Origin of the sequence: Paraburkholderia dilworthii, assembly GCF_000472525.1 — a bacterium.
GTDB classification, from domain to species: domain Bacteria; phylum Pseudomonadota; class Gammaproteobacteria; order Burkholderiales; family Burkholderiaceae; genus Paraburkholderia; species Paraburkholderia dilworthii.
This window is the reverse complement of the sequence record NZ_AWZT01000001.1, coordinates 334,054-359,442: the sequence shown is the minus strand read 5'-3', so window position 1 is coordinate 359,442 and position 25,389 is coordinate 334,054. Positions and strand designations below refer to the sequence as shown.

Annotated in this window: 20 protein-coding genes; 12 read left to right on the top strand and 8 right to left on the bottom strand. The window is 62.7% G+C overall.

Translation table 11 applies throughout. The annotated features are described in order from the left end of the window. Window positions 1–168 precede the first annotated feature (168 nt). On the top strand, window positions 169–1,086 hold the full coding sequence (locus F759_RS0101970) for an NAD(P)-dependent oxidoreductase (protein ID WP_027798355.1): 918 nt from the start codon (window positions 169–171) through the stop codon (window positions 1,084–1,086). Window positions 1,087–1,117: 31 nt separating this feature from the next. Here the strand turns inward: F759_RS0101970 and F759_RS0101965 are convergent, their stop codons facing one another. From F759_RS0101965 to sauS, 3 genes are all read right to left on the bottom strand, one after another. Then, window positions 1,118–2,500, bottom strand: coding sequence for an MFS transporter (locus tag F759_RS0101965; protein WP_027798354.1), 1,383 nt, complete (start codon window positions 2,498–2,500; stop codon window positions 1,118–1,120). 116 nt (window positions 2,501–2,616) lie between these two features. Then, window positions 2,617–4,272, bottom strand: coding sequence for an AMP-binding protein (locus F759_RS0101960; protein ID WP_027798353.1), 1,656 nt, complete (start codon window positions 4,270–4,272; stop codon window positions 2,617–2,619). Then, on the bottom strand, window positions 4,269–5,714 hold the full coding sequence (gene sauS / locus F759_RS0101955; protein WP_027798352.1) for an acylating sulfoacetaldehyde dehydrogenase: 1,446 nt from the start codon (window positions 5,712–5,714) through the stop codon (window positions 4,269–4,271). The genes F759_RS0101960 and sauS overlap by 4 nt, the downstream gene beginning before the upstream one ends. Window positions 5,715–5,928: 214 nt before the next feature. Here sauS and F759_RS0101950 point away from each other — a divergent pair, with 214 nt between their 5' ends. Next, on the top strand, window positions 5,929–6,693 hold the full coding sequence (locus F759_RS0101950; protein WP_027798351.1) for an IclR family transcriptional regulator: 765 nt from the start codon (window positions 5,929–5,931) through the stop codon (window positions 6,691–6,693). Between the two features lie 90 nt (window positions 6,694–6,783). Here F759_RS0101950 and F759_RS0101945 read toward each other — a convergent pair whose 3' ends face one another. Beyond that, entirely contained in the window at window positions 6,784–8,091 is a 1,308-nt protein-coding gene (locus F759_RS0101945) for an MFS transporter (protein WP_027798350.1), read from the bottom strand. A gap of 196 nt (window positions 8,092–8,287) precedes the next feature. Further along, window positions 8,288–9,943 (bottom strand): GMC family oxidoreductase, encoded by a 1,656-nt coding sequence (locus F759_RS0101940; protein ID WP_027798349.1) that lies wholly within the window; start codon window positions 9,941–9,943, stop codon window positions 8,288–8,290. Window positions 9,944–10,138: 195 nt separating this feature from the next. Between F759_RS0101940 and F759_RS37145 the strand changes: the two genes are divergently transcribed. Both F759_RS37145 and F759_RS0101930 read left to right on the top strand, forming a co-directional pair. Next, on the top strand, window positions 10,139–10,993 hold the full coding sequence (locus F759_RS37145) for an IclR family transcriptional regulator (RefSeq protein ID WP_036023335.1): 855 nt from the start codon (window positions 10,139–10,141) through the stop codon (window positions 10,991–10,993). Between the two features lie 195 nt (window positions 10,994–11,188). Beyond that, window positions 11,189–11,941: an IclR family transcriptional regulator gene (locus tag F759_RS0101930; protein WP_027798348.1), complete on the top strand. Its 753-nt coding sequence runs from the start codon at window positions 11,189–11,191 to the stop codon at window positions 11,939–11,941. Window positions 11,942–11,968: 27 nt separating this feature from the next. On the opposite strand, the gene pdxR is transcribed toward F759_RS0101930, so the two are convergent. Beyond that, the gene (pdxR, locus tag F759_RS0101925) at window positions 11,969–13,495 is read right to left on the bottom strand and encodes a MocR-like pyridoxine biosynthesis transcription factor PdxR (RefSeq protein WP_027798347.1); all 1,527 of its coding nucleotides are present in this window, start codon (window positions 13,493–13,495) and stop codon (window positions 11,969–11,971) included. Between the two features lie 289 nt (window positions 13,496–13,784). Here pdxR and tauA point away from each other — a divergent pair, with 289 nt between their 5' ends. The 8 genes from tauA to F759_RS0101885 all read left to right on the top strand — a co-directional run bounded on the left by tauA (window position 13,785) and on the right by F759_RS0101885 (window position 22,616). Beyond that, window positions 13,785–14,819, top strand: coding sequence for a taurine ABC transporter substrate-binding protein (tauA, locus tag F759_RS0101920; protein ID WP_407668511.1), 1,035 nt, complete (start codon window positions 13,785–13,787; stop codon window positions 14,817–14,819). A gap of 32 nt (window positions 14,820–14,851) precedes the next feature. Further along, the gene (locus tag F759_RS0101915) at window positions 14,852–15,667 is read left to right on the top strand and encodes a taurine ABC transporter ATP-binding protein (RefSeq protein WP_027798345.1); all 816 of its coding nucleotides are present in this window, start codon (window positions 14,852–14,854) and stop codon (window positions 15,665–15,667) included. Next, the gene (locus F759_RS0101910; RefSeq protein WP_027798344.1) at window positions 15,660–16,580 is read left to right on the top strand and encodes an ABC transporter permease subunit; all 921 of its coding nucleotides are present in this window, start codon (window positions 15,660–15,662) and stop codon (window positions 16,578–16,580) included. The genes F759_RS0101915 and F759_RS0101910 overlap by 8 nt, the downstream gene beginning before the upstream one ends. 50 nt (window positions 16,581–16,630) lie before the next feature. After that, on the top strand, window positions 16,631–16,966 hold the full coding sequence (locus tag F759_RS0101905) for a GNAT family N-acetyltransferase (protein ID WP_027798343.1): 336 nt from the start codon (window positions 16,631–16,633) through the stop codon (window positions 16,964–16,966). A gap of 234 nt (window positions 16,967–17,200) precedes the next feature. Further along, on the top strand, window positions 17,201–18,658 hold the full coding sequence (gene phnY, locus F759_RS0101900) for a phosphonoacetaldehyde dehydrogenase (protein WP_027798342.1): 1,458 nt from the start codon (window positions 17,201–17,203) through the stop codon (window positions 18,656–18,658). A 170-nt stretch (window positions 18,659–18,828) separates the two neighbouring features. Then, on the top strand, window positions 18,829–20,661 hold the full coding sequence (xsc, locus tag F759_RS0101895) for a sulfoacetaldehyde acetyltransferase (protein WP_027798341.1): 1,833 nt from the start codon (window positions 18,829–18,831) through the stop codon (window positions 20,659–20,661). Window positions 20,662–20,811: 150 nt separating this feature from the next. Beyond that, window positions 20,812–21,858: a phosphate acetyltransferase gene (gene pta, locus F759_RS0101890; protein ID WP_027798340.1), complete on the top strand. Its 1,047-nt coding sequence runs from the start codon at window positions 20,812–20,814 to the stop codon at window positions 21,856–21,858. Further along, window positions 21,855–22,616, top strand: a complete 762-nt coding sequence (locus tag F759_RS0101885) for a sulfite exporter TauE/SafE family protein (RefSeq protein ID WP_027798339.1) — start codon at window positions 21,855–21,857, stop codon at window positions 22,614–22,616. The genes pta and F759_RS0101885 overlap by 4 nt, the downstream gene beginning before the upstream one ends. Before the next feature lie 43 nt (window positions 22,617–22,659). Here F759_RS0101885 and F759_RS0101880 read toward each other — a convergent pair whose 3' ends face one another. Beyond that, window positions 22,660–24,399, bottom strand: a complete 1,740-nt coding sequence (locus F759_RS0101880; RefSeq protein WP_027798338.1) for a cobaltochelatase CobT-related protein — start codon at window positions 24,397–24,399, stop codon at window positions 22,660–22,662. Beyond that, window positions 24,396–25,376 carry an AAA family ATPase gene (locus F759_RS0101875; protein ID WP_027798337.1) on the bottom strand — a complete coding sequence of 327 codons (981 nt, stop codon included), beginning with the start codon at window positions 25,374–25,376 and terminating at the stop codon, window positions 24,396–24,398. Before F759_RS0101875 ends, F759_RS0101880 begins: the two co-directional genes overlap by 4 nt. Window positions 25,377–25,389: the final 13 nt, after the last annotated feature.

The following is a 25,389-nucleotide window of genomic DNA, read 5'->3' as shown; positions in this document are numbered from 1 at the left end:
GCCGTGGCATGTAACGATGCTCGGTGCAATTTCAGGCAGCACCCGACAGGACGGGTGTGGAGAGCGCACAGCATGAACACCTCACCGCCAGAGTGCGACACCCGCCTGCAACTATCCTTGCCATAATAATCGCCCCACCCCAACCCCGCCCCCGTCTACGGAGACATCATGAGTCACCCAGCAGCGCAGCCCTCCCCGCCCCCAGTTCGTCGCGTCGCGTTTCTCGGCCTCGGCGTGATGGGTTATCCGATGGCCGGCCATCTCATGAAAGCCGGCCTCGAAGTGACGGTGTACAACCGCACCACGTCGAAAGCGGAACAATGGGCGTCCGAGTACGGCGGCCGGATGGCGCGCACCCCGCGAGAAGCCGCTGACGGTGCCGATGTGGTGCTCGCGTGCGTCGGCAACGACGACGATCTGCGCAGCATCACTCTCGGCGACGAGAGCGCATTCGCCGGTATGGCACCGGGCACCGTGTTTGTCGACCACACGACGGCGTCGGCCAACGTCGCGCGTGAACTCGCGGATATCGCGGCACAGCAAGGCCTGCATTTCATCGATGCGCCGGTTTCAGGCGGCGAGTCCGGCGCGCAGAACGGCAAGCTAACGATCATGTGCGGCGGCGAGCCGTCGGTCTTCGAGCGAACGTCTTCGATACTTGAGCACTATGCGGCGGCCGTCACACTGATTGGCCCTGTCGGCGCAGGGCAACTGGCGAAGATGGTCAACCAGATCTGCATCGCCGGAATGGTGCAGGGATTGTCGGAGGCAATTAACTTCGGTCAGCTCGCGGGCCTCGACATGGAGCGAGTGCTGCAAGTGATCAGCAAGGGTGCAGCGGCAAGCTGGCAGATGGATAACCGCGGCAAAACCATGATCGACGGCAAGTTCGATTATGGCTTTGCAGTTGACTGGATGCGCAAGGACCTTGGCTTCTGCCTGGAGGAGGCGAGGCGTAACGGAGCATCCCTGCCGGTGACCGCGCTTGTCGATCAGTTCTACGCCGAGGTTCAGGCCCTGGGCGGCAGCCGCTTCGATACATCGAGTCTGATCATGCGCTTACGCGCGCTTAAGCCGGGCAGCTGAGATCGGCCAGCGCGCGTGCATCCGGCGCACTTCACTTGCGCCATCGCAACGGGCGGCGCAAGTGATGACGCTCCAGCCGCACCGCCGCTCCTGCGGGCAGGAACGCAGGCATGCTGTCGATCTGCACGCCGGCTTCGCGCTTGCGTTCCTCGTCGGCCTCGACCGTCTTGCTGGTATCGATGAAAAGTGCCGCCACGACACCGATCGCGAGCAGACCCGCTGAGATATTGAACGGGACGTTGTAGCTGCCGCTCTTCTCAATCAGATAACCGAATACCACCGGGGACACCATGCCCGCCACGCCGAAACCTGTGTTCATCATGCCGCCGGCCGTGCCCGCATACTTGCCGGCAATGTCGAGCGGCAAGGTCCACAGCACAGGATTGGTGATTTCGAGGAAGAAGAACGATGCAGACAGCAACAGCACGGCGGTGAGCGGATTGGACGCGGATACCATCGGCAGCAGAAACGCCAGCGAGCCGCCCATGCCGACCACCAGCACCGCGCAGCGCGCGAACCGCAATCGCCCGGTAACCTTGTAGATCTTGTCGGATACGACGCCGCCAAGCGTGTCGCCGATCACACCTGCAAGCAACGGCAACGCCGTGAACAATGCAAGCTGTTTGAGATCGAATCCGCGTGACTCCCTGAGGTACGACGGCAGCCAGGTCAAATAGACCCACAGCAACCATCCATAACAGAAGTCGACGAACGTGACGAGCCACATCCGGCGGATTAGCTTGCGCCACGGAGTGGCCGCGTGCTTTGCGCGGTCGCAGTCGCCCGTACGGTAGCCGATTTCCGCTGTTTCCTCGGGCGTGATGCGCCGGTTCTGTTCCGGCGAGTTCGTGAACACGAAGAGGTAAAGCACCGTCCACGCGAGACTCGCGACGCCGAGCAGGATAAATGCGTCGCGCCAGCCTCCCGTGGCCACCACCGCCAGAACAAGCGGCGGCGTGACCGCACCGCCCAGGCGCGCAAAGCTATGTGTAATGCCTTGCGCAAAGCCACGTTCGCCGACCGGCATCCAGTAGGTAAACGCACGCGTGGCGGTCGGAAACGCGCCGCCTTCGCCGATGCCGAGCGCGAAGCGCAGCAGCACGAGAGTCGTGACGCTGCCGGCAAAACCCGTGGCGAACGTGGCAGCGCCCCATATCAGCGAAAGCACCGTAAGCACTACTTTCGGCCCGTACTTGTCGGCGAGCCAGCCGCCGACAATCTGCATCGCGGCATACGGATAAGCGAATGCCGAGAACACCAGCCCAAGCTGGACCGTCGTGAGGCCCATTTCATGGCGAATCAACGGACCCGCCACTGCGATATTCACGCGATCGATGTACGAAATGAAGTACATCAGGCACATGACCGCGAGGATGATATGGCGTGTTTTGACACGCCGGATACGCGTCTCCATACTGTCTCCTATCTCTCTTATGTGTGTCCAGGTCGTCCGTGATCCGCCGATGCATGTGACGGATCACGACTACCAACGTGTACCTGCTGGCTCAACCGTCTGACGTCGGCGCTATCTCAGGTGGGCACCAGCTTGAGCCGCTGAACCTTGCCCGACGGCCCACGCGGAAGTTCATCGACAAAACGGAATTCCTTCGGCGTCTTGTAGCGGCCGAGTTCGCGCAGGCAGTGCTCGCGCAAATCCGCCGGATCTGGCGCGGGCTGCCCTTCTCTTAGGCGCGGCACCACAAAGGCGACGATGTCCTGTCCATAAGCCGGATCGGGCATGCCGACCGCTGCCGCATCCTGTACATCGGGATGCCTGAGCAACGCTTCGTCTATCTCGCGCGGCGCGATGTTTTCGCCGCCCTTGATGATCAGCTCCTTCGCGCGGCCGTTGATGTAGAAGTAGCCGTCGTCGTCGCGGTAGCCGAGGTCGCCGGTGCGCAGCCAGCCATCGGCGGTGAAGGCCGCCGAGGTTTCTTCCGGTTGTTTGTAATAGCCGCCCATCACCTGTTCCCCGCGCAAGACGAGTTCGCCGCATTCGTTGGGCGCGCACTCGCGGCCATTGCGATCGATCACTTTCGCCTCGCCACCCGAAGGCAGTCCGATGCTGCCGATGCGCCGGCGCTCGGAATCATACGGATTGCTGAATACTGGCGCGGCCGTTTCAGTCATACCCATAGTCTCGATCACGCCGATACCGAAACGCGCCTCGAAGGCACGATGGTGATCGACAGGCAGCGCCGCCGATGCGCTGCGGCAGAACTTCAGCGCCGACAGATCGAAGGTGCAGGGTTCGTCGGCGTTGAGCAGATAGGCGACGATCGTCGGGACTACATTGATCCAGGTGCATGCATGACGCGCGACGTCACGCCAGAACGTGCGGGCGGAAAAGCGCGATGTGATCACCACCGAACCGCCGTGAAAGAGCGGCGCGAGCAGGGTCACGACCAGGCCGTTGATGTGATAAAGCGGTAGCGAAGCTAGCACGCGGTCATCAGCGTTCAGCCGGTGTTCGCCGGTGATGTTGCGCGCGTTCGCCAGCAGGTTGCGATGCGTCAGCATGACGCCTTTGGGCGTGCCTGTCGTGCCCGAGGTGTACATCAGCAGAGCCACGTCTTCGGCATCCGAACCGTATATCGGGTTCTCTTCTGCAACGCGCTGCGTGGAAGCGGGGGCTGCTTCGAGGGCCGACGCAGACCGCGCCGCGCCGCGCGGCGGCACCGTTTCCGCCCAAGCCGGCTCGCAGCGCGCTAGTTCCGGCGGTGCGATAGCGTCCGGTTCTGTTTGAATCAACGCGATCTCGCGGCTCAGGCCGTCTACCCGCAAATCGGCCACGGCCGCTTCGATCGCGTCGTGCGTGTCGCGTGCGACGAAAATCATCCGCGTATCCGAATGCTCGACGATATAACGCACTTGCGACGCCTGGCACAACAGATTGAGCGGGTTCGCAATCAGCCCGCTGTACATCGCGGCGAGCAACAGACGCGCGGTCTGAATGCCGTTGCCCATGAACACCGACACGACATCGCCGCGCTGCAAGCCGGCCTCCCCGAAGCGCGTTGCCAGCATGCGGCAGTCATCGCGCAGTTCACGAAACGTCAGTACCTTTTCATGCCGCCCGTCCAGTTGCATTCCTTCTTCGTCGAGCGCGGTCAGCAGAAAGGGCTTATCCGCGTACTGCGCGGCGCGCTCGTCAATGAGCGCACGAATCGTTGCAGGCGTTTTCATTGGCCGAACCTTTTGAAGAAGTCCCCGAGCAGTTCGTCCACTTCCGGTACGCGCTCTTCAATCGGATAGGCAATCCGCGTGATGTTCAGGTAATGGCGAAACCCAAGGTTGTCCGAGAAATTGTTGCGGCCCCACGTGCCGCAGCCCATTGAAAGCGAGAATGGCAGACCGTTATCGAAATTGCCGCCGGTAGCCAGGCAGTGCGCCTGATTCACAATGACGCGCGCGACCGGCAGCGTGACGCCGAGTCGAACCGCCTGGCCCGCGTCGCCGGAATGCAGCCCGACGGAATGTCCTGCGCCCATATATTCGTAGATGTCGCGCACCACGCCGGCCGCCGCGTCGAAATCGGCCGCGCGATACACGGCGAGAACCGGCGCGAGTTTCTCGCCGGAGAAGGGATAGTCGGCGCCAGCACCGCTTTCCTCCACCATCAGAAAGGCGGGGCGGCGCGCGGCGACCTCCTCCAGGCCCGCGACCCGCGCGATCACTTCAGCCGACTTCGCGGTGCACTGTTCGGAAAGCTTGCCGTCGACCCACATCGCTGCCTGCAAACGGGCTTTCTGGGCGGCGTCGAGCAGCACGCCGCCGCATGCGGCCAGTTCGGACAACATCGGCTGATATACCGCGTCTTCGATCACGAGGCTATTTTCGGAAGAACAGCTCGTCGCGTTATCGAACGTTTTCGAGTGAAGAATCTTGCGCGCCGAATCCCGCAGATCGGCGGATGCGGTGACGATCGATGCAACGTTGCCCGCGCCCACGCCGAAGGCGGGCGTCCCGCTTGCATAGGCCATGCGCACGTTCGCCTGCGAGCCGGTCGCAACCACCAGATCGCAATGCCGCATCAGGGCCGCGGTCGCCGGCTTGCTGATCGGCGCGGGCAGCATCTGGACGAGGTCCGGATGAATGCCGGCCTTGTCGAATTGCTCGTGGATGAACTCGAGCAGCAGCGCGCAAGACGAATACCCTTTCGGCGACGGTGCGACAATTACCGCATTGCCGCATTTGAGCGCATTGATGATCTTGTTGGCCGGCGTCGCCGCGGGATTGGTGGACGGCGTGACCGCCGCGACCACGCCGGCCGCGCGCGCAATTTCGACAATGCCGCGCGCCTTGTCCCCGGCGATCACACCCGTAGTTTTCTGGCCGTGCAGATCGCGCAGCAGGCCGAGCGTCTTGCGAAAGTTCTTGCGGTACTTGTCGTCCGCATTGCCGAGGCCCGTGTCGCGCACAGCGAGGTCGGCAAGCTGCCGGTTGCGCCCAGGCTCCATGATGGCCCACGCGGCTGCCGCTGACGCTGTGTCCAGCGCCTGCTGCCCCGCGCTCTCGAATCTGCGCTGCGCGGCGCGGGCGCGCGCAACGAGCGATGCCGCGATGCGCTCCGCTTCGCTGTCCACAGGTGTGTTTCTGAGTTCGACTCCAGTGTCCCTGGCATTCATACGTTCAACTCCGGATGGAAAAGAGTGGCTGCGGTGGTATCAATCTAGCGAGCCGGGTCCAATCCGAAGTCCCGTTTTTTGCGCTATCGCTTATAACGCACTCCATAGCATCGAAACATGCAAAATTCGGTACTTTCCTTAGTCCCGAAAAACGATCAAGTCGATGCAAAATTGATCCTGTGGATACGGATGAATCCGGCGGCCAGGAGAGGGAATGACGACTTCCAATCAGTCGAATGCAGCGGCGGTGCGCGCGTTTAGGGTCCTCGAAATACTTGCCGAAGCCGGCGTCCCAATGTCGATGACGGATCTCGTCAACGCGCTCGGCCTCCCCAAACAGACGGTGCACCGGATCCTCGTGCAATTGATGGACGCATGGCTCGTCACACGCGGCGCGGGCGATCGTTTGTATGAATGTTCGCCGCGCGTGCGCACGCTCGCGGTCAACGTGCTGATGCACGCGGGGCCGGCCGCGGCTCGCCATGTGCTGCTCGAACAGCTGGTGGCGAAAATCGGCGAGACCTGCAATCTGACGATGCTCTCAGGCAACGACGTGGTGTACGTGGACCGCGTCGAAACGGAGTGGCCGCTGCGCATGCATCTTCAGCCGGGCTCGCACGTGCCGCTGCACTGCTCGGCGAGCGGCAAGCTGCTGCTCAGCTTTCTTCCAAAGGAAAGACGTGAGCGGATGATCGAAACGCTGCCGCTACGCGGCTATTCCGAGCGAACCATCACCGACCGGGACGCGTTGCGCAAGGAACTGACGACCACACGTCGCCGATTGCTCGCGATCAACAATCAGGAGCACTTGCAAGGGCTGATCGCCATTGCCGTGCCCGTCATACTCGATCGTAACCGGGCGTGCGCGGCGATTGCCGTTCAGGCACCCGTCGGCCGCGTCACGCTGGACGATCTGCTCACCTTCCTGCCGGACTTGCGCCACGCCGCGGAGGAGACCGCGAAGACATTCCGGGAGTGAGACAGGTGGACAACGGCCAGGCGGGGCATGCAGCCGTACCAACGCACGCCGTGCGTACGTCGCGACTGGCTGCCCGTAAAACGTTGCCGGTCATCGTGCCTGTACGACTGCCCCGAAAGTCCCCATCCGTCTCTTCTCGATCGCACGCGCCGACCATGCCGACACCAGCGCCGCGAACAGCACATACGCGCAGACCGTCCACGGTTTGCCGCCGTTCATGCGTACCATCACCGTGGCGATGATCGGCGTGAGCCCGCTCGCGAAGATGCCGGAGAACTGGTACACGAACGAAATACCTGTATAGCGAACTTCAGCGTCGAACAGTTCAGCAAAGAGCGCGGCCTCGGGACCGTACACCACGGCGTAGAAAATGCCGAAGGGAATGATGATCGCTAGCCAGATCATCATCGTGTTGGCCGGCTGACTCTCCATCAGCCAGAACGCTGGAAATACCGACGCGCCGCAAATCAGCGAGCCCCAGCGATACACGCGCGCGCGACCGAGCAGATCGGACAGATTGCCAAACAACGGAATAAAGAAACACATGACGGCCGCCGCTATCATCACGCCGAGCAATGCATCGGTACGGCTCATCGAGACATGCTGCGTCAGGTAGCCGATCGAGAACACCGCGAAGACATTGAAGAAAACGCCGTCGATATAACGCGCGCCCATGCCGAGCACCACTGCGCCGCGATAGCGCGTGATCATGTCGACAAACGGTATCTTCACTTCGCGCCGGTTCCTTTTGAGCGCAAGGAACTCGGGGGTTTCCATGACCTTGACGCGAATATAAAGTCCGATCAGGACGAGGCCGAGCGAGGCGCCGAATGCGATCCGCCAGCCCCACGCCAGGAACGCCGTTTCGGGCAGCAGCCGGGAAAGTCCCGCGACCATGCCGGAGGCGAGGCATAGTCCGATCGACAAACCGATCTGCGGCAGGCTGGCATACAGGCCGCGCCGTTGAGGCGGCGCGTATTCGTAGGCCATCAGGACCGCGCCGCCCCACTCTCCGCCCAGCCCGATGCCTTGTAGCACCCGCAGCGATAACAGCAGGATCGGCGCCCAGATGCCAATTTGCGCGTAGGTGGGCACAAAGGCGACACCCGCCGTCGAAACGCCCATGATCACGAGCGTCAGGATCAACGCGGACTTGCGGCCGATCCGATCGCCGAAATGGCCGAACACGATGCCACCCAGCGGCCGCGTGACGAAGCCGACTGCGAAGGTGGTGTAGGCGAGCAGCGTCGACACCAGCGGATCGTTCGCCGGAAAATACAGCTTGTTGAAAACGATGCCGGCCACGACGCCATAAAGAAAGAAGTCATACCATTCGACAGTTGCGCCGATGACGCTGGCGAACGCGACACGACGTACAGCACGGGAATCGATTGCCATAGCAGCTCCTCAATGGACGACCATGCCGCGCTGAGTCCTGAGTTCTAAGTCGTCAAGCAGCGGCCGGACGGTAGACCCCAGTTGTCTCCTCCGGGGCGCCTTATAGACAGCGCTCGCACCGCCCACGAAGGGGTGCCGCGAGCACTGCGTGTTGCGGCTGTCACAGACGGTGGTCCGTGGTCCGCGGTTGTTCGCACTAGACGGCCACTGCGCGCGCAGGCGTCGTCGCCGCGCCTCGATCGGCGCTGCGCGCGTCGTCGAGGATCATGTCCGACGCTCTCTCAGCCACCATGACGATCGGCACATTGGTATTGCCCGACACGAGAGTCGGCATGATCGAGCAATCGACCACGCGCAGACCTCGCGTTCCGTACACGCGCAAGCGTTCGTCGACGACCGCGAGCGGATCGCTGGCCGGCCCCATCTTCGCGGTGCCCGACGGGTGGAAAATTGTCTGTCCGTATTCGCGGCAGAAATGCAGGAGCTCGTCGTCGGTCTGCGCCTCTGCGCCTGGCCGCACTTCACGCTTCATCAGCGCGGCCATCGGCTTCGCGGCGGCGACGCGCCGCGCGAAGCGCAGGCCGGCAATCGCCGTGCGCCGGTCGAGGTCCGTGTCGAGATAGTTGGGCTGGATGGATGGCGCCTCACGCATGTCGGCGGCGCGAATGCGCACCGTCCCACGCGACTCGGGGCGCAGTTGGCAAACGGAGTAGGTGCAACCGGGAAACGCGTGCACGTCGCCGCCAGCGGAATCCGCCGATAAAGTGGAGAAATGAAACTGGATGTCCGGCGTTCTCGACTCGTGCGGCAACGCCCGGCAAAACATGCCGCCCTGGTTGATGCCGACCGCAAGCGGCCCGCTGCGCATCAGCGCCCACTGAAGGCCCATCTTCGCGCGGCCCGTCCAGGAGCGCAGTTGATCGTTTGTCGTGATCGGCTTGCTCACCTCATAGATCAGACGGATTTGCAGATGGTCTTGCAGATTTTCGCCGACGCCCGCGCGATTGGCCACCACCGGAATGCCATACTCCCGTAACAGCGCAGCCGGCCCCACACCGGACAGTTGCAGCAGTTGCGGAGACTGCAACGCGCCTGCTGCCAGAATGACTTCGCGATTCGCGCGCACTTCCCGCAGCGCGCCATGTTGCCGGTATTGCACGCCACTGGCGCGCGTCCCCTCGAAGAGGATCTTCGAAGCCGTGGCTTCCGTCGCCACGTGAAGGTTAGCTCTGTGCCGTGCAGGCTTCAGGTAGGCCACGGCTGTCGAGCACCGCAAACCGTGCCGCGTCGTCAACTGATAGTAGCCGACGCCTTGCTGGTCGCCCGTGTTGAAGTCCTCGACGGTTTCTACGCCTAATGAATTCGAAGCCGCAATGAACGCGTCCACCAGTTCGTGCCGCTGTTTGATGGTCGAGGCCCACAGCGGACCGCCGACACCGCGCGTGGGCGATTCGCCAAGTTCGTTGTGCTCGAGGCGCTTGAAATACGGCAGGCACTCCTGCCAGCTCCAGCCGCCGTTGCCGAGCCTTGCCCAGTGATCGTAGTCGTCGCGCTGACCACGCACGTAGATCAGACCGTTGATCGAACTGCAACCGCCGAGCGTGCGTCCGCGTGGCCAGTACAAACGGCGGTTGTGCATGTTCGGGTCGGGGTCGGTATAGAAACCCCAGTTGTAGACGGGATGGAACATCGTCCTGGCATAACCGATGGGGATGTGAATCCACATGAACCGGTCGGCAGGCCCGGCTTCCAGTAGACAGACGGAATAACGGCCTCCTTCGGAAAGCCGGTTCGCCAGCACGCAACCGGCCGATCCTGCGCCGACGACGACAAAGTCGAATCGGTCTGCCATGTGATATGTCTCCTGTTTTAATAAACCGGTACGTTTCGGTCGAATTTATGTAAGAGACGTTCCAAGTTCAAGGATTTCCCCTTACCATCGGTTCATGTGAAACGAAAACAGACATTTTTGTTTCATTTCCGAGTTGGACGATAGGCCACGCAACGGATGCGGAACCTCGACTCTTTTCGACAGCAAGGAAGCGCTATGCAAGAACCTTGTCCCGTCGCGCGCAACGACAAACTTGCCGAAGACTCAAGGGCGTTGCGCGCCCTGTCCGTGCTTGAACAACTCGCGGTAGCAGGACAGCCGTTTTCGCTGTCGCAGCTGTCGGTGCGGCTGCGCATTCCCAAAGCGACGCTGATGCGGCTGATCGAATCGCTTGAAGCACAAGGCTATGTGACACACCTGCCCGATTCGCGCGGCGCTGACCGTGGCATCACGCTGGGCCCGAGAGCGGCGCGGCTCGCACTGACCACTCTCGCCAACAATACGTTTGGGCGCGCCTGCCGCTCGCTGCTGCGCTCGCTCGTGGAAGCGCTCGGTGAGACTTGCAACCTCACCGCGCTCGACCGCGACACCGTGCTGTACGTCGAGCGGGTGGAAACCACCGAGCCGTTGCGCTTGCATCTGGAGCCCGGCACGCGCGTTCCGCTGCACTGCACGGCCAGCGGCAAGCTGTTTCTTGCGCATATGCCGGTGGCCGAACGCCGTCTCGTGCTCGCGCGGCTGACGCTCGACCGGAGAACCCACGGCACGCTGACTGAATCGAGTTTGCTCGAGGCCGAACTGGATCGCCTGGCCGCCCGCGGCATTGGCATCGACAACGAAGAATTCGTGCGGGGCATGGTCGCCGTCGCAGTGCCGGTGTGGAACACTGCCGACGCTCACGTGCTCGCGGCGCTCGCCATTCATGCGCCTACCGCGCGGGCGAGCCTGCAGGAATTGCTGCAAGCCGTGCCCCGGCTCAAGGAATCCGCCTTGAAGATCGCCCCGCTGCTCAGTGCGGGCATGTCCGCGGCAAACCACGACAATGGCGGCTCACGCTTTCGAGGAGATTGAGCAATGGACATCGACCCTGAAGCCCGTGCGACAACCGGCGAAGTCGCCGAATCAGATTTTGCGCGGGCTCCGCGTTCCGGAAAACGCAACGGTGCCGCGCCGAATTCGGCCTCCGCGTCAGTCGATCGGTCGAGGAGCCGCCCCGATCAAGGTGGCCTGTACAATGATGCCGACCAATTTTCCGGAACGGCGGACGTGACTAAAGCGGATACCCCGACGCTGCGCGCATTCGCGCTGCTCGAACACCTCGTCAACACCGAAGGCCCCGTCTCACTGGCGGACATCGCGCAAGAGGTCACGCTGCCCAAGGCTTCGCTGCATCGCATGCTTGCTTCACTGGAGGCGGGTGGCCTCGTGATCCGCGAGCCGGGTCAGAAAAACGCTTATGTGATCGGCCCACGACTGGCGCAACTGGCCGTTGGCGTCATGATGCATTCGGGCTCGCGCCGCTTACGCCATGCGATCCTCGCGCGGCTCGTCGCCGATCTGGGCGAGACCTGCAACCTGACGATGCTGCATGAAACCGACGTGCTCTATCTCGACCGGGTTGAAGCGCCGTGGCCGTTGCGCCTCGATCTCAAGCCCGGCTCGCACGTGCCCGCGTATTGCAGCGCAAGCGGCAAGCTGCTGCTCGCCATGCAGCCACGCGAACAACGCGCGGCGCTCGTGCGCGCGCTGAAACTCGAACGCTTCACGCCGAACACCATCACCGATACCGAATTGCTCGAAGCCGAACTCGACCGGACCTCGCACAAGCGCATTGCCATCGACAATGAAGAGTTCGTGGCCGGTATCGTATGCGTGGCGGCGCCGATCGTCGATGCGAGCGGTACCTGCATCGCGGCGGTCGCCGTCCATGCACCGGTGTCGCGCGCACCGCTTTCGCGGGCGCTCGAATTCGTGCCGCGGCTTAAGGAGGCGGCGCGAGAACTCGTCGAGACGTTCTAGGGAAGGGCCGTCGCGGCTCTGCCGTATTCAACCCTTCGGCTGCTGCTCGCGCACGAGTTGGGCCAGGAGGCGCACGCCCGCATCGATCTTGTCGAGCCTGATCGCCGAAAAGCCCATGCGGAAGCAATTGTTCTGCTCCCGTCCGTTCATAAAGAATACGCTGCCCAACTCGATCAGGATGCCGTGCGCCTCGGCGTCGGCGGCGAGGCGCGTTGCGTCAAGCCAGGGCGGCCCCTCGACCCAGCACGAAGCGCCGCCGGTAACGGGAAAATGACGGGCTTCGGGCAGATGAGCGTCGAGGGCGGCCATCAGCACCTGGGCGCGTTCGCGATATGCGTACGCCAGCTTGCGCAGCAGCGCGTCATGGTGGCCAAGCGCGAGAAAGGTAGCGAATGCGCGCTGGATGTATGCCGCCGGGTGACGCACCATCAGCCGCCGTAATGCGCGCAACTCGGTAACCAGCTCGCGGGGCCCGACGATATACCCGAGGCGCAAGCCGGGCGCAAAGGTCTTCGACAGACTGCCAATGTAGATAACCCGATCCGCCGTATCCAGGCTCTTTAACGCCGGGTGCGGAGTACCGGAGAAATTGTTTTCGCTTTCGTAGTCATCCTCGATCAGCACAAAGTCATGTTGCTGCGCAAGTTCCAGTAGCGCATGCCTGCGTTGAATCGGCATGGTGGCCGTTGTGGGACACTGGTGGCTCGGCGTCACGTAGACATAATCGCACTGTCGAAACAGGTCGGCGTCCTCGACGGGACGCACCCCGCCTTCATCGACCGGCAGCGGCAACAGCAGCGCATTACGGTTTTCAAAGATGTTGCGGGCATCGGGATAGCCGGGGTTCTCGAATCCCACGGTGGTGTGCTCGCGGGCAAGCAGATCGGCGACGAGATAGAGCGCCTGCTGGCAGCCGATTGTGATCACGATTTCATCCGGCATTGCAAAGACGCCGCGCCGCGGCAGCACTCGCGTGCGAATTTGCTGGATCAGCGTGTCGTCATCGCGTCCGATCAGATCGGGCGCCCAGTTGCGGATCTCCATCACCGAAAGCGCCTTCATGCAGCACTCGCGCCAGTCGTTGGTCGGGAACAGCGACTGGTCGAACTGTCCGTAGATAAACGGGTACTCGTAACTTTGCCAGTTGCCGGGCTTAACGATATTGCGCTGGTCAGAAGGCCGCCGCTGAACCCGGTGAGCCCAATCTGGCCGCGCGATGGTCTCGTTGGCCGGGCACGTGGCAACCGTCTGTGCCGCGAAGGTACCAAGGCGCCCTTCGAGCATCGCCGGATTAACGAAGTGCCCGCTGCGCTCGCGCGATATCAGATAGCCCTCTTCCACCAGTTGCTGATAGGCCAGCACGACCGTATTCCTAGCGACGCTCAATTGATCGGCCAGCTCGCGGCTCGACGGCAACGCGGTCTGCGGCGGCAGTTGCCCATCCAGAATCGCGGCGACCAGCATCTGGCGAATCTGCCCTTGCAGGCTCATATTGGAGTCGGCCGAACGCTGAAAACGCTGGGTCCAAAGAGCCGTCGAAGTACGGCTAGACATGCTTCCTCCTGAAATGCGATGCACCGCGCGGCTGCGGCGGCGTGGGTGCGCATGGCCACTATTGTCGGCGCGCGTTGCGTTTCGGCAAGGGCGCAAGGAGCGCCCGCGAACCGGCAATGTGGACTCAACGATCGGCGGCGTCTGGCACTAACTTGCTCTATTTTTTACTGACGATACTCGAATCACCCCGTTCGCCGCGATCGGGACAAGCACCGGTCGTGCTCGACACGACTTCCTGCTCCATAGCCAGCTACGTGAGAGACCTATTATGAAACACCATAAAAACTCGATATCCCGCTCGCCGTTCCTATGGACGGCGCGCGTCCTGTCTCTCGTGCTGGCCGCGGCCGCGAGCCTCGTGGCGGCGCCGTCCTATGCTGACGATAAGGAAATCACAATCGCCTACCAGCAGATCGTCGATCCCTGGGTGGTCAGCATCGCGAACGGATCGATCGAAAAAGCGACTGGCTACAAGATCAACTGGCGGCAATTCGAGTCTGGGGCAAAAGTTGCCACCGCGCTTGCATCCGGTGACGTGAAGGTTGGCGTGATCGGCTCCAGTCCGCTCGCTGCGGCCGTCAGTCAAGGTCTCGATCTGCAGCTTTTCTGGATTCTGGACAACATCAACCAGGCCGAAGCGATGGTCGTGCGTAACGGCTCCGGCGTGACGAAGCCCGCGGATCTGAAGGGCAAAACCATCGGCGTGCCGTTCGTTTCCACGACCCACTATCACACCATGTTCGCGCTACAGCACTGGGGCATCAATCCATCTGACGTAAAGATCCTCAACATGCAGCCGAACCAGATTGTCGCGGCCTGGGAGCGTGGCGACATCGATGCTGCCTACGTGTGGAATCCGGCGCTCTCGGAATTGAAGAAAAGCGGCAAGGTGCTGATTACTTCCGGCGACCTCTCCAAGCTCGGCAAGCCCACGTTTGACGGGATTGTGGTCGATCGCAAATGGGGCGAGGATCATAAGGAGTTCATGGCAAAACTGGTCCGGGCGATTGCCGACGCCGACGAGCAATATAGGCGCAATCCTTCGCAATGGAACGCGACGTCGCCGCAAGCCGCGGCCATCGCGAAGATGATCGGCGGCTCACCGGCGGAGGTGCCTGGATCGCTGTCGCTCTATGCCTTCCCGACGCTCCAGGAGCAGGCGTCCCAGCAATGGCTCGGCGGCGGCACAACAAGCCGCGCCGCTCTTGCGCTGAAGGACACGTCGGAATTCCTCAAGAGCCAGAAACAGATCAGCACCGTTCTGCCGGACTACTCGAAATTCGTGACGCCGGCTTATGCCGAGGCCGCAGCGAAGCTCAAATGAACTGATCGAAATCCGCCGGACCTGGAGGCAACATGGAAAACATGACAGTCAGAAACGTGAGCGTGGTCTTTCCGGGACGGCGTCCCGGTCAGACCGTGCAGGCACTTGACAACATCAACCTGACGATTCGCACGGGCGACTTCGTAGTCGCATTGGGCGCGTCGGGATGCGGCAAGACCACATTGCTTTCGCTGATGGCCGGCTTCATCGCGCCGACTGAGGGTGAACTGCTGCTCGGTGGAGAAACGATCGCCGGCCCGGGCGCCGACCGCGGCGTGGTGTTTCAGAAGCACGCGCTGTTGCCGTGGCTCAATGTCATTGATAACGCCGAGTTCGGTCTCAAGCTTCAGGGCGTGCCGAGAGCGCAGCGGCGCGAGATCGCAGTCCGCAATCTGGCGCTGGTCGGCTTGCAGGACTTCCACAAGCACATGATCTATCAGCTCTCCGGCGGCATGCAGCAGCGCGTCGGGATCGCCCGCGCACTGACCTGCGATCCCGCGATGCTGCTAATGGACGAACCAATGGCTGCGCTCGACGCGCTCACGCGAGAGACTATCCAGGAACTCCTGCTCGACGTCTGGAAGAAGACCAACAAGATGTTCTTCTTCATCACCCACAGCGTCGAAGAAGCGCTATTTCTTGCGAGCCATCTGATCGTGATGTCGCCGCGGCCAGGCCGTATCACGCATACCTATGAACTTGACTTTAACCGGCGCTTTCTCGAAACACGTGACGCACGCGCTATCAAATCGAGTCCGGATTTCATCGAAATGCGAGAGCGTGTTCTCAACATCATTTACGGCGACGAGAAGATGCACGGCGCCCAAGCCGAGGTGGCGCATGTTTAGCTCAAAATCTGCTCACGCCGTGATGCACGGCAATGCGGCTCCCCGGGAAGCGGACGCAGCCGTTCGCCCTCCGCGCAAACCCGGCCGGGGCCCTCGTGTTCTCGCGAAGAAGCCCGCTAAGCCCGGCGACACATTCGGTGTGCCGGGGCAAGGAAGCAGTGTCGCGACGAGCCTGATCACCGTCGCTGCTTTCATCGCGCTCTGGTTCGCGGCGACCAACCTGCACTGGATCAAGCCCCTGTTTTTGCCGTCCCCGCAGGCCGTTTACGCCAAGTTCGTCTATGTCGCCACCGAGGGCTTTGCCAATTCGACACTTGCGCAGCACACCGGTATCAGCCTGTTGCGCGTGTTCGGCGCTTTCGCGCTGGCCTGTCTGACCGCCATCCCTGTCGGCGTGATGATGGGCGTATCGCGTTTCGCGCGCGGCGCATTCGATCCACCGATCGAGTTCTACCGCCCGCTGCCGCCGCTCGCCTATCTGCCGCTCATCATCATCTGGTTCGGCATTGGCGAATTCTCCAAGGTCCTTCTGATTTACCTCGCCATTTTCGCGCCTCTTGCGATAGCGGCGCGCGCTGGCGTGCGCTCGGTATCCATCGAGCAGATCCATGCCGCCTATTCGATGGGCGCCTCGCGTACCCAGGTGGTCCTCCACGTGATCCTGAAGTCCGCGCTGCCCGAAATATTTACTGGCATGCGCATCGGCATCGGCGTCGGCTGGACGACCCTGGTCGCCGCGGAGATGGTCGCATCGACCAGCGGACTGGGCTTCATGGTGCTTAACGCGGCGGAGTTTCTGGCGAGCGATGTGGTGATCATGGGAATCATCGTGATCGGCTTTTTTGCGCTCTGTTTCGATCTGCTGATGCGTTATGTTGAACGCGTGCTGGTCCCATGGAAAGGCAAGGTGTGAGGAAAACCGATTCCCGGCTCCTCCAGTGAAGGCCAGTCGAGGAAATTGTCATGCGCGTGGTCGTCTTTAAGGACCGTTGCAATCGGGTCATTCAAATCGAGCTTGACGCCGATTGCACGCGTGCTATTGCCTATCACCAGGGCGAGCCTGTTGGCGAGCTACGTATAGAGATTGACGCCAGCGGGGCTGACGGCTATGCATCGCTCGCCACTTTGTTTGTAGAGCCGGCATACCGGCGCAGTGGCATTGCGCACACCCTGCTCACCTACGCTTCCGAGGAAATCGGTCACGCCATCGGGGTCGACCGATCCTCGCCGCACAGTTCACCGCAGTTCGAATCGCTGTGCCGATGCCTCACACTGGAAGGCGCCGTCATCTTCAACTGATGCGTGCCCTTCGGGCTCTTCGCCGGCGCAACGCTGGCCTCAGCGACTCCTCCAAGCTGGCTCTACTCCTCTGCCGCCCTCTTCGGCAATATCGAACTTAACCGTAGGACATTTCGGTGACCGGCCGGTAAGCCGCAACTCGCGCAGCTTGCGCAGTTCGCGCACTTTGCATGACCTGCAAGCTTACCGGTGCGTTTTCACCTACTACGCTCGTCAATCCAATCAGGGGTGCGCATGAACGCGATCGTCAAGCCGGAGCCGTCTTCGACAGTTCGGCACGAAACCATGCGCATCGGTGGGGAGAGAGTAACGAGCGCCGAGGTGATCGAAGTCTTGAACCCGTACACAGGAGCCCTGGTGGGCAGCGTCCCGAGGGCTACGGTGGACGACGTGCGCCGCGCTTTCGACTACGCGCACGCGTACCGTGCGCAATTAACACGTTATGAGCGCTCGCAGATCCTGCGCCGCGCGGCAGACATCGTGCGCGAGCGGACCAACGAAATATCCGACCTCATCACTGCGGAATCCGGCCTGTGCAGAAAAGATTCCATCTACGAAGCAGGCCGCGTCAGCGACGTACTGACCTTCGGCGCCAACGAGGCGTTGAGGGACGACGGTCAGATCTTTTCCTGCGATCTGACGCCGCACGGCAAACAGCGCCGCGTATACACGCAGCGCGATCCGCTGCTGGGTGTGATCTGCGCAATCACGCCGTTCAATCATCCGATGAACCAGGTCGCACACAAGATTGTGCCGGCCATTGCGACGAATAACCGGATCGTCGTCAAACCGTCCGAGAAGGTGCCGCTGTCGACCTGCCTCCTCGCGGACATTCTCTACAGCGCCGGTTTGCCGCCACAAATGCTTCAGGTGGTGACCGGCGATCCGCGAGACATCGCCGACGAGCTCATCACCAACGAGCACGTGGATCTGATCACATTCACCGGCGGTGTTGCCATCGGCAAGCATATCGCGGCGCGGATGGGTTATCGCCGCGCGGTGCTGGAGCTCGGCGGCAACGATCCGCTCATCGTCATGGAAGACGCGGACCTCGAAGAAGCCAGCACGCTCGCCGTTGCCGGCTCGTACAAGAACTCCGGCCAGCGTTGCACGGCGATCAAGCGGATGCTGGTTCACGAGGCGGTGGCGAACCGCTTCGTCGACTTGCTGGTGGAAAAGACTCACGCGGTGCGCTATGGCGATCCCGCCGATCCGGACACCGACATGGGCACCGTTATCGACGAAGCCGCCGCCAGGTTCTTCGAGGCGCAAGTCAACGACGCGCTCAGCCGCGGCGCGCAACTGCTGACCGGCAACGTTCGCCGAGGCGCGCTTTATTCGCCGACGGTGGTGGATCGTGTCACGCCGGACATGCCGCTCGTCAGATATGAAACGTTCGGTCCGGTTTCGCCCATCATCCGCTTCCGCGATATCGACGACGCAATCCGGATTGCCAATTCGACCGACTACGGCCTCTCCTCGTCGGTCTGCACGAACCGTCTCGACTACATCACGCGCCTTGTCTCCGAATTGCACGTGGGCAGCGTCAATGTGCGCGAGGTGCCGGGTTACCGGCTCGAACTCACGCCCTTCGGCGGCATCAAGGATTCGGGGCTGGGTTACAAGGAAGGAGTCCAGGAAGCGATCAGAAGCTTCACCAACGTGAAAACGTACTCGCTGCCGTGGGACTGACTGCGCGCCACCCCGTCGAATCGACCTTGGCGGCTTCAGTTTTTGATACAAAACGTATCGTTTATTGTAAATAAAGGTTGACCGCTTGATCATGCCTGACCTACATTTTAAACATCACTGATTTTGGTATTTTTTGTTCCGTTTAATCTCAAAGAGCCGGAGACACATTAATGAGCGAGCACAACCCCACTATCCGCGAGGCCACCACCGCCACCCAGGCCAGCGGCCCTCAAGCAATGACGCCGTCCGAGGCGTTCGTCGAAACCCTCGCGGCCAATGGCGTGACCGACATGTTCGGCATCATGGGCTCCGCGTTCATGGACGCGATGGACATCTTTGCGCCCGCCGGCATTCGCCTGATTCCCGTCGTGCATGAACAAGGCGCTGGCCACATGGCCGACGGCTATGCCCGAGTCTCAGGGCGTCACGGCGTGGTGATCGGTCAGAACGGCCCGGGCATCAGCAATTGCGTCACCGCCATCGCAGCCGCTTACTGGGCGCACAGCCCTGTCGTGATCGTCACGCCGGAAGCGGGCACGATGGGCATCGGCCTCGGCGGCTTCCAGGAAGCCAAGCAACTGCCGATGTTCCAGGAGTTCACCAAGTACCAGGGCCACGTCACCCACCCTGCGCGTATGGCGGAATTTACCGGCCGTTGCTTCGACCGTGCCCTGGCGGAAATGGGCCCCACGCAGCTCAACATCCCGCGCGATTATTTCTACGGTCAGATCAAGGCGGAAATCCCGCAACCGCAGCGGCTCGATCGCGGCGCCGGTGGCGAGCAGCGTCTGAACGAAGCCGTCGAACTGCTCGCGCAGGCGAAGTTCCCCGTCATCATTTCCGGCGGCGGCGTGGTAATGGGCGACGCGATCGAAGAGTGCAAGGCGTTGGCCGAGCGTCTGGGTGCACCGGTCGTCAACAGTTACCTGCATAACGACTCGTTCCCGGCCAACCACCGGCTGTGGTGCGGCCCGCTCGGCTATCAGGGTTCCAAGGCCGCCATGAAGCTGCTGTCACGCGCCGACGTAGTGATCGCGCTCGGCTCGCGGCTCGGACCCTTCGGCACGTTGCCCCAACACGGCATGGACTACTGGCCGACCAACGCGAAGATCATCCAGATCGACGCCGACCACAAGATGCTGGGTCTGGTGAAGAAGATTTCGGTGGGCATCTGCGGCGACGCCAAGGCCGCCGCTGTCGCCCTGACGGAGCGCCTCGCGGGACGCAAGCTTGCTTGCGACGCCACGCTCGACGAGCGCGCAAGCCAGATCGCCGCCGAGAAGGCTGCCTGGGAGAAAGAGCTCGACGAGTGGACGCATGAACGCGACCCCTACAGTCTCGACATGATCGAGGAGCAGAAGAACGAGCGCACCCCTGGCGGTGGAACCTACCTGCATCCGCGCCAGGTGCTGCGCGAGCTTGAAAAGGCCATGCCTGAAGACGTGATGGTCTCGACGGACATCGGCAATATCAACTCGGTGGCCAACAGCTACCTGCGCTTCAACAAACCGCGCAGCTTCTTCGCCGCGATGAGTTGGGGCAATTGCGGCTACGCATTCCCGACGATCATCGGTGCGAAGGTCGCAGCGCCGCACCGCCCGGCCGTCTCGTATGCCGGCGACGGTGCCTGGGGCATGAGCCTGATGGAAACCATGACCTGCGTACGTCACAATATTCCGGTAACCGCGGTGGTGTTCCATAACCGCCAGTGGGGCGCCGAGAAGAAGAACCAGGTCGACTTCTACAACCGCCGCTTCGTCGCCGGCGAGCTCGACAACCAGAGCTTTGCGGAAATTGGCCGCGCGATGGGTGCCGAGGGCATCGTGGTGGATCGGCTGGAAGATGTCGGCCCCGCGCTCAAGCGCGCGATCGAGATGCAGATGAACGAGGGCAAGACGACCATCATCGAGATAATGTGCACGCGTGAATTGGGTGACCCGTTCCGTCGCGACGCGCTTGCGAAGCCAGTACGCATGCTCGACAAGTACAAGGATTACGTCTAAGAAGCTGAGCGTCGACGGGTCCTGTAGCCGTTCGGGATTCGTTGGTGCTCACAGGCCGGAAATGGGTTACTCCGGGTGTCTTCGGCCCGGCCCTCCGTTTCCGGCCTCTTTGTTCCGCTTCACCCTTCGCAACCGTCACCGACGACTTCCATGAAAGCAATCAACCGCATCATCGACAGCGCGCGCACCAAGCCCATGCGCATCGTGTTGAGCGAGGCGGAGGATCCGCGCGTCCTGCTGGCGGCACAGCGAGCCGTCCGTGAAAGCATTGCCCGCATCGTGCTGGTGGGTGACGCCGCACAGATCCGCGAGGCAGCCGCCGCTCAAGACATCGACCTGTCGGGCATGGAACTGGTAGACCCGGTCAGTTCGGCGCTCGCACCGTCCTACGCGGATGAACTGTTTGCGTTGCGCAGCAGGAAAGGCATGACGCCAGACGAAGCACGGCGCGCGATTCTCAACCCCTTGTGCTTCGCCAACCTGATGGTGCGGCTCGGTCACGCAGACGGCTCGGTGTCGGGCGCCGTCAACACCACGGCGGACGTGGTCCGCACCGCGATCCAGATCATCGGCATTGCGCCTTCGTTCAAGCTCGTTTCCAGCTTCTTCCTGATGATGCTGTGCGAGCCGTTCCACACGCTCAAAGGCGGCCTCATTTTTTCCGACTGCGCGCTGGTGGTCGAACCCGACGCGGGCCAGCTCGCCGAGATCGCGATGGCGGCAGCGGACAGCGCGCGCAACCTGCTCATGGACGACCCGCGCGTCGCCATGCTGTCGTTCTCGACCAGCGGCAGCGCGCATCATGCGGCTGTCGACAAGGTGATCGAGGCGACGCACCTGGTGCAGGCGCGCCGCCCCGAACTCGCCATCGACGGTGACGTTCAACTCGACGCGGCCATCGTCTCCGAGATCGCGCTGCGCAAGGTCAAGCACTCGCAGGTTGAAGGGCACGCCAACGTGCTGATTTTCCCGAGCCTCGAAGCGGGTAACATTGGCTACAAGCTGGCCGAGCGGATCGGCGGCGCGAAGGCAATCGGTCCCTTGCTGCAAGGCCTGCAAAAGCCGGCCAACGATCTCTCGCGCGGCTGCAGCGCGGACGACATCTACTACGTCATCGCCGTCACGGCAGTCCAGGCGCAAGCCGCCCTGGCTGGCCCCGGCGCGGACATCCCCGTATCTTTTTCATCTCATTCATGATCGTTCAGAAGTTGCTGCCCCTACTCGCGCTGATGGGCGCCGCGAGCTATTTTCAAACCATCACCGGCTTCGGCCTCAGCATGATCGTGATCGGCGCCGCTAGCGGCATGGAGCTTGCACCGGTGACCAGTCTCGCCGCGCTGGCGAGCCTCGTCACGCTCGCCAACAGCGCGACCGCGTTGCCCGGCAAGCTGCATCACATCGATTGGCGCGCCGTGCGCGCTGCGATCCTCGGCGTGTTGCCCGCCGTGGTCGTGGGCATGGTGGTGGTCAATGTTCTCAGCACCGCCGCTTCGGGCATTTTGCAATTGCTGTTGGGCGCCGTGGTGCTGTACGGCGGCTTGAGCGCGGCGTTGCGTCCCGCGCCGCTGGCGCTACGCTCCGGCGACCGCAGCTTCTTCGTCAGCGGTTTGTTCGGAGGGCTGCTCAGCGGCATGTTCGGCGTATCCGGGCCGCCGCTGATTTTTCAGTTTTATCGACAGCCGCTCCCGATAGTGCAAATCCGCTACGCACTGATTCTGATATTCACGGTGACCTCGACGGCCCGCACGCTGCTCAGCGCCTACGAAGGTCAACTCGACGCCGAAATCTGGATGCAGGCGGCGCTCGCGATCCCGGTGGTGGCGCTGATGACGATCGTCGCGCGACACTATCCACCGCCGCTCTCGGGCGTGGTGACGCGGCGCATTGCCTATGCAATCCTGATGCTGATTGGCGTCTCGTTGATACTGCACGCGTTACCGCATCTGGCCGTTTAAAACTACGGCACGCCAACGCACGCCGCAGCGTGCCCGCACGCGCCTAACGGCGCGCGCCGATCCAGCCGGCAAGTTCATTGAACAGCGGCATGCCGGGCGGCGCCGAGAGATCGATCGCGCGACAGCGGCGGTAATACGGGCTGAGATCGAGTCCAACGCCAAAGGCGAGCAACTCCACGTCTCCCAAGGCTTCGTTGCGCGCCACAACCTGCTTCAGATGATGGTCGAGATAGAAGGCGTCGTTGACCTGAGCGGTCGCACTGTCCATCGGACTGCCATCGGAAATCACGATCAGGATGCGCCGCGCTTCCGCGCGCGCGCGCAACCGTGAGCACGCCCAGTCGACCGCCTCGCCGTCCACGCCTTCGCGGAACAGGTCCGCCTTGAACAGCGCTGCAATGCCGGCGCGAGCGCGCCGCCAGCTCGTCGCCGCGTCCTTGAAAACGAGGTGCGAAACTTCATTGAGCCGGCCGGGATGCCGGGGTCGTCCGCCCGCCAACCAGTCGAGCCGCGCCCGGCCGCCGTTCCACGCGCTGGTCGTAAAACCCAGCACCTCGGTGGCGACGCCGGCCTGATCGAGCGCGCGCGTCAGCACGTCCACCAGCATCGCCACCCGCTCGATGTGGGCTTTCATCGAGCCCGAGCAATCGATCAGGAAGCTCACGGTGCAATCGGCCAGCGGCCTGTGCCGTTCGAGCAGGAAGACGCGCCGCTCGGCCGGCGAACTGACCACTTGCGCGAGACGCCGGCCGTCGACCCGGCCATGTTCCTCGCCGAATGACCAGCCGTCGCGCTGGGCTACGGCAAGCGCGGCCTTGAGCGCACGCGCGAGCCGAGCCACGTTGATGCCCTGCGCGGCGATACGCTCGTCGAGACGCACGCGATACTCCGCGAGCAGTTCCTTGCGGATCAATGCGGCCGGCACGATTTCGCGGTCATAGCGTGTCGTGTAGGCGCGATAGCTCTGCCCGGCGGCACTTAACGTGCGGCTCTCGCCGGTGGCGGCAAAACCCATCTCGGTCGGCTCGCCGGCCTCGGGATCGAGCCACAGCGTGAATGTGGTCCGAGCGGCTTCGTCGTCGTCCGGATTCTGCGCGTCATCTCCGGCCCATTGCGCGCGCTCGGCGTTGATCATCCGGCTCACGAGGTGCGCCATCTCGAGCGCGTGGACGGCGAACGCACCCTGCTCCGCGCGATGCCGCCGCAGCGCCGCAAGCGAGGAGCCCAGCGCCGGCACGATCGCCGCGCGCGTGGCTTCGATGAGGCCTTCGGATTCCTCCAGCACGGGCCAGCCCGACAGGCGCGACCACGAAATCTGCGCGACCGTATAGAGCAGGATGCCCAGATGCCCGTCCACCAGCCCCGAGCGGCAAAAGGCACGCGACCACGTCTCGAAGCGGTGCCGCAGATTCTGCGCGAGGCCCGGCATGCCGGCCGGCGCCAGCGCTTCGCAACGCAATTGTTCGAGCAGTTCGAATACCAGCCGGGCAACCGGATCGTCGGGACGCAGACCCGCGTGCAAAGCGCGGTCGGAGTGTGTAAGACGCAATGCCGCGCCGTCTGCGGCGCCGCGTAGCGAGGCAAGATCGTCCGCGGCCGGATCGACGCGCAGATGCGGCGCATGGAGCGGCAGAGGCCGCAGTCCGCGGCACAAACGCCCGCCACGGTAGTGCAGCTCGGCGTCGCCCGTCAAAGCACGCGCCGCCGCAGCGCATAAATTTTGACGCCGTTCCGCGCGGCGGGCCGTTCGCCGGGCGGCGGCTGTCGTGGCGTCGGCGCTCACGCGTCCTCGCGCTCGATAACCGTGCCGGCTTCAAGCTCCGCGCCGAAGCAGCGCTGAAAATACTCGGCTACGATGGGCCGTTCGGCCTCGTCGCATTTGTTGACGAAGGTCAGGCGAAACGCCAGCGCAGGATCGCGGAAAATCTGGCAGTTCTCCGCCCAGTCGATGACGGTGCGCGGCGACATCAGCGTGGACAGGTCGCCGGCAGCAAAGCCTTTGCGCGTCAATTCGGCGACGCTCACCATCGACTCGATGAGCGCGCGGCCGGCATCGTTCGCGAGATCCGGCACGCGCGCGAGCACGATGCTGGCCTCTTCGGCGCGCGGCAGGTAATTGAGCGTGGCGACCACGTTCCAGCGGTCCATCTGCGCGTGATTCAGCATCTGCGTGCCGTGATACAAGCCATTCAGATTGCCGAGGCCGACCGTGTTGGTGGTGGCGAACAACCTGAAGTACGGATGCGGATGGATCACGCGGTTCTGGTCGAGCAGCGTGAACTTGCCGGCGCGCTCCAGAATGCGCTGGATCACGAACATCACGTCCGGGCGGCCCGCGTCGTATTCGTCGAAGATCAGCGCCACCGGCCGCTGTAGCGCCCACGGCACGATGCCCTCCTGGAACTCGGTCACCTGCAGGTCGTCGCGCACGACAATGGCGTCCTTGCCCACCAGATCGAGGCGGCTGATATGGCCGTCCAGATTCACGCGCACGCACGGCCAGTTGAGCCGCGCCGCAACCTGTTCGATATGCGTCGATTTACCCGTACCGTGCAGGCCTTGCACCATCACCCGCCGGTCGCGCATGAAGCCGGCGAGGATCGCCAGCGTCACTTCAGGGTTGAACCGGTACGCCTCGTCGATGTCCGGCACATGGTCGTCGCGCTCGCTGAAGGCTGGCGCCATCAGACTCGAGTCGATGCCAAACAACGTGCGTACCGGAACCATTCTGTCCGGCTTGCCTGTCACGATATCGGTCACTTCGCTCTCCTTG